Here is a 10340-nt window from a genome sequence, read left to right as displayed (position 1 = left end):
TGGATCACTTTTACTTTATCATAAGTGGATCAGATTTACTTTGCCATAGTGGATCATTTTTGTATTGACAAACGCAGAAGGACCGAACTGGCGCGAAAACATCCTGGCCGATGTGGGTACGCTCGAGTGGACGCCCATTGACGAGCACGCAACCGCCAATCACTACACGCGAATTGTCGGGGAAAGCCGGTGCTACTACCGCCAGCGGCAACCCGCTCCTGGCAAGAATAACATCGACCTCGGCTCCTACATTGCCGCGCAAAGTCGAGTCAATCTTCTTAAAGAGTAGTACAGAAGGTGGGACTGGCAAGAAAGGCTTCACTATCTCTGTCACTTGTCTAGTTGCTACGGTGGTCGGAAGGTTGCGGGTCTCTGTGTCGAGCGCTACCACCTCCGCAGTTGGCAGGGCTGACAGCTCTTCTCTCCCGAACACAGTGAGACAGCGTGCATGCCCCTGGGCAAAAGCCACAGCGGTGTCGTTAGCTCCCGTCAGGTCATCGGCAATAACAAGAGTCTGGGCCAAAGGTTGCTCCTCCTTAAAGTTCGTCCCCCAGATCGTGAATGCGCCATGTGTGAAAGAACCGCAAATCGTATGCAGTCTTGCCACACCTGGCGCAAGACTGCATACGTCGTGGTTATTTCACCTTAGCTTCATCAATAACGGTCCAAGGCATTTCTCAGAAGGTTCCTTGCGGCGCATCTGGAAAACAACCAGCGTAGTACAAGCTCACATCCGGGCATCCCAGCGTAAATCACAAGAATAGATGTGAGGAATGTCATATTGATGCTCCTGGTACACCTGTAGGTTCCTTGCAGACTCCTGTGAGCAAAACTCTAACAGGAATTCTCGTAGACCACAGCTATGGTATGGCCTGGTTTATATGTCATCGTTAGTCAATTGGTTGATCTGTCACCACAGTAACTTGAGGATGCAACTGTAGGATCGAAGCCGGACACTCCTCGGTGATTCGGCCTTTGAGTGCTTTGCGCAAGATGTCTCGCTTGCGAGGACCGGTCGCCAGGAGAAGTAGCTCTCGGCTGGACATAATTGTAGATAAGCCCATGGTTATGGCCTGAGTCGGAACTTTGGCCCTGTCACCGAAAGCATAAGCATTTGCTCTCCGTGTCCCGGGGGTGAGGTTAACAACGTGTGTTAGGCTCTTGAACGAGGTGCCCGGTTCATTAAAACCAATGTGGCCATTTTGCCCGATGCCTAGTATTGCTAGATCAATCCCTCCAGAGTCGCGTATGGCTTCTTCATAAGCCTGACATTCCTTCGTTAAGTCGTCCACAATTCCCGAAGGAATGTGGAATTGCTTCTCGGGAAACGAGAGCGGAACCACAAAGTGTTTGATCATGAACTGGCGAAAGCTACCAGGATGCGTGGGACCCAGCCCAACATACTCGTCAAGGTTAAAAGTGGCACGAATGTGGTTTACCTGTAGGTTGCCAGCGCGGTGCAATTCCTTGAGTTCCCGATATAGCCCAATTACTGTCCTTCCCGTAGGCAATGCCAGAACGAACCCGGGATGGTCCTGCAATTTTGTCATGATATAGTGAGCAGCCCATTGTGCAACTTCAGTCTTGTTCCTTAAAAAGATCACGTTCAACTATGCATGCCCCCAGGCGCTTCATAAATGATCTGTCCTCCAACCATGCTCATTCGAACGTTTAGAGAGGAATCAAGGACAACTAGATCAGCATCAAAACCAGGAGCAACTCGTCCTTTTTGCCTCTGGATGCCTAAGATTCTGGCTGGCGTAGCACTAGCCATGGTAACGGCTTCCACTATACTGACGCCAACCTTATTCACCATGTTTCTCACTGCATGGTCAAGAGTGAGAGTACTTCCCGCGAGTGTACCGTCAGATAGGTAAACTCTACCTTTCTCGACGTACACCCGCCGACCTCGTTTTTCATACGAACCGTCTGGAAGGCCGCAATAGGCCACGGCATCGGTCACAAGGGCGATGTGGGAGGAGCCTTTGGTCAGATAAGCCAGCCGGAGCGCCATTGGGTGGACATGAACTAAATCTGCTATAAGTTCCAGGTCCACACCAGGTAAGGTGAGTCCAGCTCCCACCACACCAGGTTCTCTGTGATGTAGGCCGCTCATAGCGTTATAAAAGTGGGTAAGGTGCGTTAATCCCCACTCGGTCCCATGTTCTAATTGTTCTGCGGTAGCATCCGTGTGCCCCGCTGAAACGATTACATTTCGACTACTAGCATGACGAATAAACTCTCGAGCGCCGGCAAGCTCGGGGGCCACTGTTATAAGCCGTACAGGGGCCAGCGCCTGCCATTCGTCAAATCTGGCCCGATCTGGTGGGCACAAACTTGCCGGGTCTTGTCCGCCAGCACGCTTGCAGTTAAGAAACGGCCCTTCCAGGTGAACCCCTAAAATCTGAGCGGAACACATTGGCGTGTTGCGCTGTCTATTCATTAGGTTTTGGATAACCTTAAGACTAGTTGAGATTCTTTCGTATGGAGCAGCAGCGACTGTCGCGAGGAGACTTGTGGTCCCGTGGCGCCCGTGGTAAGCGAGAATTTTCTCGATGTCAGCACTCCCGTCATCCAGGAATTCTACACCGTCTGCACCGTGGACATGTAAATCAATGAATCCCGGAACGATAAAGTCCTGCCCAAAGTTCCGCGTGGCCGGTCCAACATGCTCTTCCGCCTGTCCCACCCAGTCAATTTTTTCGCCTACAACCCGAACCACGCCAGACTCAATTATCCCTTCCGGTGTCACTACCCGTCCGCAAAGGGCATGTCCCATCCGTAAGTCCCCCTAAGCCATTCCTCAGGCTAATTCCGTCAAAACCCTCTCTAAATAGTTCTTGGACTCAACTAGCCATCGTACAGGATCGGTGTAGCTACCTAGCTCAATAGACAGGAAGCCGTGGTATCCAACTTGTTTCAGTGCCCCCAGGATCGCGTACCAGTCCAGCACACCTTGCCCGATTGGGAGCTGATGTGTTACCAGCGAGTCCGAATCACGGACATGCATGTGAAAAATCTTGTTGCCTAGCTTTTTGATCGAAATAGGAATGTACTCCCGCTGATCCGCCTGCATCCCGGTATCGAAGTTCATACCCAGGTTGTCGTTCTTTGCATGTTCAAAAAGGCGAAGAAAGCTATCAGTATGACTTACAATTACGTGTGGATGACCTTCCAGAGCGAACCGTAGTCCGTAGTGGGCCGCTATCTCTGCACAAAGGCGCATACTTTCAACATAATTGTTCCAGATTTGTTCCCAGTCAAAGTCCGGGTACTTAAACGTAAGCTTAGGTTGAAACCTTTGGACGCCTGGCACCGTGACATAAACGTAACCCGGGGGATAGGGGATGGGTGCCGTAAGGCCCGGAATCCAGTGAGATACAGTATTTATTATCTCGCTACCGAGAGCTTTAGCGATTTTCGCCCCATGCTCAAAGTCGGCGAGTGCTGTCGCACGTTTGGCCTTGTCTAGACTTGCCAACCCTTCGATCATGTGTGCATAAACCACGAACTCTGAGACTCTCATATTGTGGCTGGCAACCTGTTTGGCAAGCCTGGCACATTGCGCCGGTGTATAATACTCATCCATCTCCTGCCTGTTTGTGACGATCAGTTCAACACCTTGGAAACCCAGCTCGGCGATAGTATCTATGGCATCGTCAAAAGGGGGATTATACGTAGGAGTTAGGCTCCAAGCAGTACATCCAATTTTGATGGACATAATCTTTCCTCCTTAACCCAAGGATTAGGTGGTTAGTAATCCTACAGACGAACAGGCACTCTTTTCCCTTCCAGCGCAGACCTATAGCCTGCTTGTGCGATAGCAATGGCCCTCCTACCATCGTCACCAGTCGCCACTTTTGGCGGCGTATTCTTAGCAATGCACTCGGCAAAGTATTGGATGCAACGAAAATGCCCGTCTTGTGTCCCTTTGTTTTCCGGAAACTTGAGCTCCATATCCCCTTTAACCTGGCCGCTCAACGACAAAGTGACTCTTTCAGTGGGCCAACCGCTGACAAGAAGCCGCCCCTTAGTACCATGAATCTCTGTTTCAACAACATCGGGAAGGCACATCCAAGATGAAGTAACCATTCCGGAAATCCCGTTTTCAAACTCTAACAGCAGTGAAGCAATGTCTTCAACGCTGCTGTCAGACCGCAAGGTTCGCATGCTACCAAGTACGGCAGCCACGTCTCCGAATAGGCTACAGATAAAATCAATGTTGTGAATCCCTAGATCAAGAAGCGCACCGCCACCGGCAGCATCTTTGGCAAAGAACCATTTACCGCTAGGAGACCAAAGTTGTGGTCCTCCATGAGCCCAGTTAGAACGTACCGACACGATTTCCCCTAACATGCCTGTTTCCACAGCCTGTCGCGCGGCAGCATACCCTGGATCAAAGCGCATGGGGAACTCCACCATAAGAAATGTACCGGCCTGCCTTGCGGCCTCGACCATCCTGTTAGCCTCTTCCATGTCCATTGCCATCGGTTTCTCACACAAAACATGCTTCCCCGCCCGCGCAGCTCCCACAGAAGTCACTGCGTGAAATTTGTTGGGAGTACAAACGCTGACCGCAGCAATCTTGTCATCAGAGAACACGTTGGTATAATCCGTAGACCATGCAGGTATTCCAAACCTCTCTGCTGTTTCCCGGGCCCGTACTGAATCGACATCAACAACGACTGCTACCTCGGTATAAGGGGATGATTGAAGGGCCGGTATGTGGTAACGTTGCGCTATGGCTCCACAACCAACGACTCCTACTCCTACCCTCTCTGCCATCGTCAGAGCCTCCCTATTACAATGTAGCGACTTCGCCACTACGTCCGGAGCGATAAAGCGCATCGACCAGTTGCAGCGCACGCATTCCGTCGCGAAGGGTGGATAACGGTTTTGCCTCATTCCGAACACATGCCAAGAAATGTCTAACTTCCGGAGCATGGCCGTGTATCTGCCATTCATCTGGCACAGGGAAGCTCCACCCAATCTTCGGGGCCACATGTGGCCGTTGCCCTGCTTCGACCGCCACGGGGTCACCATACCCCCGCTCACTGTACACCTTCAGTCCGCCAGCTTGACGGGAAGCATCAATGTAAATCGTGCCTTCTGTTCCGTAGATTTCAGTTCTCACATCGATCCCGCCAGAAGCTGCCCAGCTGTTTACGATTTCAGCGATCGCTCCCCCTGGGAACCGCAGTGTGCAGAAAGCTGTGTCTTCTGCCCCATTGAGGCATTTGTTGGCCCACTTAAGCGTTCCCAACTCGGCGTAAACGTGACAGGCACGATCCTGCACCAACCACTCTGCGACGAACAGGCCATGGATTCCCATGTCCAAGAGAGCTCCCCCGCCGGTCTTCTGTGCATCCCAAAACCACTGAGAGTGAAAGGGGCCGTTATGAATCTCGTTGATTCGCATCATAATCACATTGCCGATGCCACCCTCGTCGATTATTTCTTTGGCCTTTACGTAAGGCGGTGAGTAACGCAAGTTTTCACCATAAACAGCCACTAGACCAGCGTTTTCCTGGGCCGTAACAATTTCTTGTGCTTCTGCGATGTTTCGGGCCAATGGTTTCTCGATTAGGAATGGCTTTCGGTTGGCAATAGCCCTCATGGCCACGGGATAGTGTAAATGGTTGGGAGCACAAATATCTACCGCATCAATATCCGGAGAAGCTAAAAGTTCTTCGAAGGAGGTTGTCCATTTCGTTGCCCCAGCAAATTCAGCAAAAGCTTTGGCGCTCTCTGGACGGCTAGTCGCCACCATGGCAACTTCTACATCGCGCTCTGCCTTGTAAATGCTGGCATGCGCCTTGCCCATAAAACCGCCACCTACAATCCCAACGCGCAAGTTTGTCATCACAGCTTCCTCCTTTTGAAGTCTTGGGCAGGCATTGTATTCTCCCCGGCCAGAGTGGCCCGCAGGCTTATTTACTACGTCTCAGATCTACCGGGGAAAAAAGCTGATTTAGGACCAACGTCGCAGCCCCTACGATACCAGCATCATCACCCAGGGAGGTTAAAACAACCTGAAGCCCCTTATTGTGGCTGGTTAACGCAATCTCGTTGACAGCTTGGCGCACTGGCTCCAGGAGAACTGTTCCTGCTTTAGCGACCCCCCCTCCCAGCACAATCATCGATGGATTAAAGCTGTTAGCCAGGTTCCCTAAAGCCAGTCCAATATACCTCCCAGCCTCTGTAAACACCGCGGTGGCCAGGGTATCCCCCTCCTTCGCTGCCAGAGCCACTTCTTCTGCAGTTAGTGCGCCGTTCTTTTTATAAGCCTCCATTAAGAGGGAACTGTGTCTTCCCTCTAAGAGTAATTCTACCGCCCTCCGTCCAATGGCCGGTCCGCTTGTCAGAGCCTCCAGGCAACCCCTTCGGCCGCAAACGCACTGAGGTCCCGAATCCAAAACGTGCATATGGCCAACTTCCCCAGCACCGTTAAAAGCCCCGCGAAACAATAAACCGTTTACAATTAGGCCTGCTCCAATTCCAGTACCAATTGCGACGTAGATAAGGCTGTCAACGCCAGTCCCGACACCATAGTGTTTTTCCCCAAGTGCAGCAGCATTAGTATCGTTTTCAATAACTGTAAGAAGGCCAAATTCCTTCTTTATCTTGTCCTCCAATGGTACGTTACGCCATCTCAGGTTACCTGCATCCACAACCGTCCCGTGCTCTCTGTCAACCAGACCAGGGCATGCAATTCCAATTCCCTTTATTTCCGACGCTATTGCCTCCGGAGTATCCAAAAGATCCCTGATCAGCTCAATAAGTGCAACTACGACTTCATCTGGATCCTTGGGAGTGGGGCGATGAAGGCGTTTCAGAACCTGGGCCCGCAAGTTTACCACGCCGCCAACGATCTTTGTTCCACCGAGATCGATCCCAAGGATCACTCCGCCCGCCTCGTTGATGCTCAGGAGCATCGGCTTCCGCCCTCCTTTCGAGCGATCCTTCTCCTGCTCAATGACAATTCCGAGATCTATTAGCTCTGATACCAAGCCAGATACAGTGCTGCGGCTAAGGTTTGCCACCCTGGCAATCTCTGCTCGAGATAGGAGGCCGTGGGTCTGCAAAAGTTTAATTATCGCCATACGGTTGATTTCTTTCATCAACTGTTGATTTCCCGTTAGCACACTGTTGCCTCCACAACGATCTATGGATTGAGCCTAAGCAATGGTTTTATATACGCGGCACTCTCTACTAGTGCCTGGTTTTCGTCGCCTTCGTCAAGGTCAGTCTCCAAGGCCAGGAACACAGCATCCCCGGGCGTCTTGGCCAAGATTTCGAGTATGCTCGGTATGTCAATAATGCCTTGGCCAAGCGGAACGCTTCTCCATACCCCATCCTGTAGGTGGTAGTCTTTAACGTGAACATGGAACGTACGGTAGGCAAGTTTTCGGGTTACTGATACCGGATCCTCCCCTAAAAGGAGCCAGTTTCCGATGTCGTTTAGAAAACCTACGTTGTTCTTGCCACACCTCTCAATAGCTAAGAGTAGCTCGTCACTAGTAAAGTGGTTGTAGTTTTCAGTGCAGATTCTTTGTCCGAAGGTCGCGGCCACATCGGCAAGTCTAGCTACCGCTTCAGCATATACACGGACCGCCTTCTCTTTAGTCAGGCGACCATGGAGAGACAGGTTATACGTCGACACCTCAATTCCAAGCCAAGAGGAGATCTCCAGGGTAGGTTTTAGTGCTTCGATTGACTTCGCCACGACTGCAGCATCCGCATGAATTTGAAGGGTGCCGATAATCGGAATCGGTGTGAGGCCTAGATCTTCGAGCTTTTTCCTAAGCTCAGCAACATAATTGTGATCCCGTCTTGGGAGCTGGTTCTGTTCTCCTCCCGTACCGATGTTAATGCCCATGGGTGCAAAGCCGAACTTACGGGCCAGGTTTGCGACTTTCGCAATGTACTCATTTAAACTTGTTGACCATGCATCCCCATAGGACCTGTGGTAACTCCAGTTCAAAACGCTAGGCAAGAGTATCATTGAATGTCACCCCTCATTTTGTTAAAAGACAGTGGTCAATTCAATCGCCCGTCCGGTTACTGCGGACTCATACGCCTTCTCGATGATTTCAATAACATGCATGGCGTGCGCCCCTGAAGGAACCGGATTTCTGTCTAACCTAACGCATTCTACCAGGTGCAAGAGGTCGGCCGCAGTTGGTTTTATGGGAGGGGTCGGTTTGGCGCTGATGGGATTCAACGGAAGATACCATCCTGCTTTAAAACCAAGTATGTCTTCCTCGGTATACACCTCAAGCGGGGGATTGGGGCGAGCCCAGTGCCCGATCTGAATAACTCCCTTCGCCCCGTAGAGCTCAATCTGGGGAGTATTGACCCTTCTCATACAGAAACTCCCTTCAACAGAAGCAAAGACGCCGTCCCCAAAGTCGAGCGTAATCACTGTGTTGTCATCCATCGTAACGTCCAATCTCTTACCATTCCAACTGCGATCCTTGATGGCGATACCGGAAAAAGCTGAAACCCTCTTGGCCGGCCCCAGGATACCAGTTATGCTGGTTAGAGGATACACAGCTACGTCCCGAACAGGCCCGCCGCCGGGGGCATAATACCAGGACGGGTCAATTCCGAATAGCTCCTGGTTTTCGTGTCCAGGGTGACACCCATGCCCTCTAACAAAGCAAACTTTACCAATGGCTCCTGCGTCGATTAGTCGCTTGGCCTCTAGGTGATACGGATCAAGCATCTGCCCCGGTGAGGCACATAATTTGATACCTTCCTTTTCCGCTAGGTCTACTACCTCCATAGCCTCTTGGAACGTTACGGTCATACTCTTTTGGACATACACGTGTTTACCTGCCTTGATGGCTTTGACAACTTGCTCGTAGTGTAGAGGAATTGGCGTCAGTATGGCGACTACGTCCGGGTCAGCTTCGGCAAGCATTCTGTCATAATCCTCATAGGCTTCCTTCGCCCCATACTTTTTCTTAATCTCTTCCGCCCGCCCCGGAACTCGATCACAGACAGCAGTGAGCTCTACGCACTCTCTAACATCTTCTCTGACTAATACTGGCAAGTAATCCTGTTGTGCAATGTACCCGCACCCGACGACACCCAGTTTTACTAAGCCTGCCACTGATAACCCTCCCCATTCATGTTATGTTACTGTGCGAAGTATAAGACTTCCTGGTCAGTCACAGAAGCCCACAGCTCTTTCCCTGGCATTACCCAACTTACGTCTCTATCAGCTGGCACATCTGCCTTAAACTCTAGCCCCGCTGAAACAAATGCCACCTTCCAGTATGACCCATTAAAAGTTAGTCCCAGAGCTCGACCCTCAAAGCAGTTTTCGTTAATCACAGGTTTTGCAGGGACAAGGCTTATCTTGTTGGTGCGGATAACTACTTCGACCTTCTGATTACGCTGGACACCGTCCTTGTACGGAACAGAAAGTCGGATTTTCTCATAACCAATTACCACTTTATTAGAACTGGGGTCACTCTCAAGTACAGTTCCAGTAAACACATTGCTCGTGCCAAGAAAGCGAGCAACAAAACTTGTCTCTGGCTCCCGGTACATTTCAGACGGAGTACCTACCTGTTCAATGTGGCCCGCATTCATTACCACAATGCGGTCTGCTAATGCGAAGGCTTCTTCCTGATCATGCGTGACATAAATAGTAGTGATATTAGCTGCTTTTTGCAGTTGCCTCAGTTCATAGCGAACCCGTTCTCGCAGTTTGGCATCTAGGCCACTCAATGGCTCGTCCATCAACAGAACTCTTGGATTTATCGCTAGTGCCCTGGCCAAAGCCACGCGTTGCTGCTGACCTCCTGAAAGTTCCCGTGGTAAACGCTTGAGCAAGAGCCCAATTTCCATAAGACTGGCCACTTTATCGATTTGCTTACTTATCTGTTCTAAGCGCCATTTGCGGATACGCAAACCGTAAGCAATATTCTCCCATACGGTCAAATGTGGGAATAGAGCATAGTTTTGAAAGACCATACCGACATCGCGTTTCCACGGGGGGATTCCACGCACAGAAACGTTATCTATTTTGACTACTCCACTGTCTTCCATGATAAGTCCTGCTATGATTCGTAGAGTAGTCGTTTTGCCGCAGCCGCTTGGTCCCAAGAGAGTAACCAAATTCCCATCAGCAATATCAAGGTTAATTCCGTCTACCGCTGTCACGGGTCCGTATGATTTCCGCACTTTCTCTAAGCTGACAGTTGCCATGTTAGCCACTACCCCCTATGGTATTGACGGCGTTCGATGACATATAATGGTCGAGTAGAGGTATGCCTCGCGGCATACCCCCCTCACAGAACCGTGCTGGCGCAATTAACGCACACGGC

10 protein-coding genes are annotated in these 10340 nt (G+C 50.9%); all 10 read right to left on the bottom strand.

The window, feature by feature from the left end; genetic code table 11:
* Nucleotides 1–10 precede the first annotated feature (10 nt).
* The 10 genes from SDD30_RS16770 to SDD30_RS16725 all read right to left on the bottom strand — a co-directional run bounded on the left by SDD30_RS16770 (nt 11) and on the right by SDD30_RS16725 (nt 10221).
* The gene (locus SDD30_RS16770) at nt 11–523 is read right to left on the bottom strand and encodes a four-carbon acid sugar kinase family protein (protein WP_434076079.1); all 513 of its coding nucleotides are present in this window, start codon (nt 521–523) and stop codon (nt 11–13) included.
* Between the two features lie 367 nt (nt 524–890).
* Nucleotides 891–1604: a glucosamine-6-phosphate deaminase gene (nagB, locus tag SDD30_RS16765; RefSeq protein WP_434076080.1), complete on the bottom strand. Its 714-nt coding sequence runs from the start codon at nt 1602–1604 to the stop codon at nt 891–893.
* A 2-nt stretch (nt 1605–1606) separates the two neighbouring features.
* The gene (nagA, locus tag SDD30_RS16760; protein WP_434076078.1) at nt 1607–2779 is read right to left on the bottom strand and encodes an N-acetylglucosamine-6-phosphate deacetylase; all 1173 of its coding nucleotides are present in this window, start codon (nt 2777–2779) and stop codon (nt 1607–1609) included.
* Between the two features lie 24 nt (nt 2780–2803).
* Nucleotides 2804–3721 carry a sugar phosphate isomerase/epimerase family protein gene (locus tag SDD30_RS16755; RefSeq protein WP_434076077.1) on the bottom strand — a complete coding sequence of 306 codons (918 nt, stop codon included), beginning with the start codon at nt 3719–3721 and terminating at the stop codon, nt 2804–2806.
* 41 nt (nt 3722–3762) lie between these two features.
* Nucleotides 3763–4785, bottom strand: coding sequence for a Gfo/Idh/MocA family protein (locus SDD30_RS16750; RefSeq protein WP_434076076.1), 1023 nt, complete (start codon nt 4783–4785; stop codon nt 3763–3765).
* A gap of 16 nt (nt 4786–4801) precedes the next feature.
* Entirely contained in the window at nt 4802–5863 is a 1062-nt protein-coding gene (locus SDD30_RS16745; RefSeq protein ID WP_434076075.1) for a Gfo/Idh/MocA family protein, read from the bottom strand.
* A 67-nt stretch (nt 5864–5930) separates the two neighbouring features.
* Entirely contained in the window at nt 5931–7145 is a 1215-nt protein-coding gene (locus tag SDD30_RS16740; protein ID WP_434076074.1) for an ROK family protein, read from the bottom strand.
* Nucleotides 7146–7165: 20 nt separating this feature from the next.
* Nucleotides 7166–8005, bottom strand: coding sequence for a sugar phosphate isomerase/epimerase family protein (locus tag SDD30_RS16735; RefSeq protein ID WP_434076073.1), 840 nt, complete (start codon nt 8003–8005; stop codon nt 7166–7168).
* Nucleotides 8006–8026: 21 nt separating this feature from the next.
* Entirely contained in the window at nt 8027–9118 is a 1092-nt protein-coding gene (locus SDD30_RS16730) for a Gfo/Idh/MocA family protein (RefSeq protein WP_434076072.1), read from the bottom strand.
* Between the two features lie 26 nt (nt 9119–9144).
* Complete coding sequence (locus tag SDD30_RS16725; protein ID WP_434076071.1) at nt 9145–10221, bottom strand: ABC transporter ATP-binding protein; 1077 nt, start codon at nt 10219–10221, stop codon at nt 9145–9147.
* Nucleotides 10222–10340 lie beyond the last annotated feature (119 nt).

Source organism: Moorella naiadis (nom. illeg.), from assembly GCF_051020825.1.
Taxonomy (GTDB): domain Bacteria; phylum Bacillota; class DSM-521; order Neomoorellales; family Neomoorellaceae; genus Neomoorella; species Neomoorella naiadis.
The sequence above is the reverse complement of the archived record's forward strand: the minus strand, read 5'-3'. Positions and strand labels throughout refer to the sequence as shown.

Excerpts from the sequence above, each read along its gene's own strand:
- nagA (WP_434076078.1), bottom strand. The coding sequence starts at position 2,779 with ATGGGACATGCCCTTTGCGGACGGGTAGTGACACCGGAAGGGATAATT.
- SDD30_RS16755 (WP_434076077.1), bottom strand. The coding sequence starts at position 3,721 with ATGTCCATCAAAATTGGATGTACTGCTTGGAGCCTAACTCCTACGTAT.
- SDD30_RS16750 (WP_434076076.1), bottom strand. The coding sequence starts at position 4,785 with ATGGCAGAGAGGGTAGGAGTAGGAGTCGTTGGTTGTGGAGCCATAGCG.
- SDD30_RS16745 (WP_434076075.1), bottom strand. The coding sequence starts at position 5,863 with ATGACAAACTTGCGCGTTGGGATTGTAGGTGGCGGTTTTATGGGCAAG.
- SDD30_RS16735 (WP_434076073.1), bottom strand. The coding sequence starts at position 8,005 with ATGATACTCTTGCCTAGCGTTTTGAACTGGAGTTACCACAGGTCCTAT.
- SDD30_RS16725 (WP_434076071.1), bottom strand. The coding sequence starts at position 10,221 with ATGGCAACTGTCAGCTTAGAGAAAGTGCGGAAATCATACGGACCCGTG.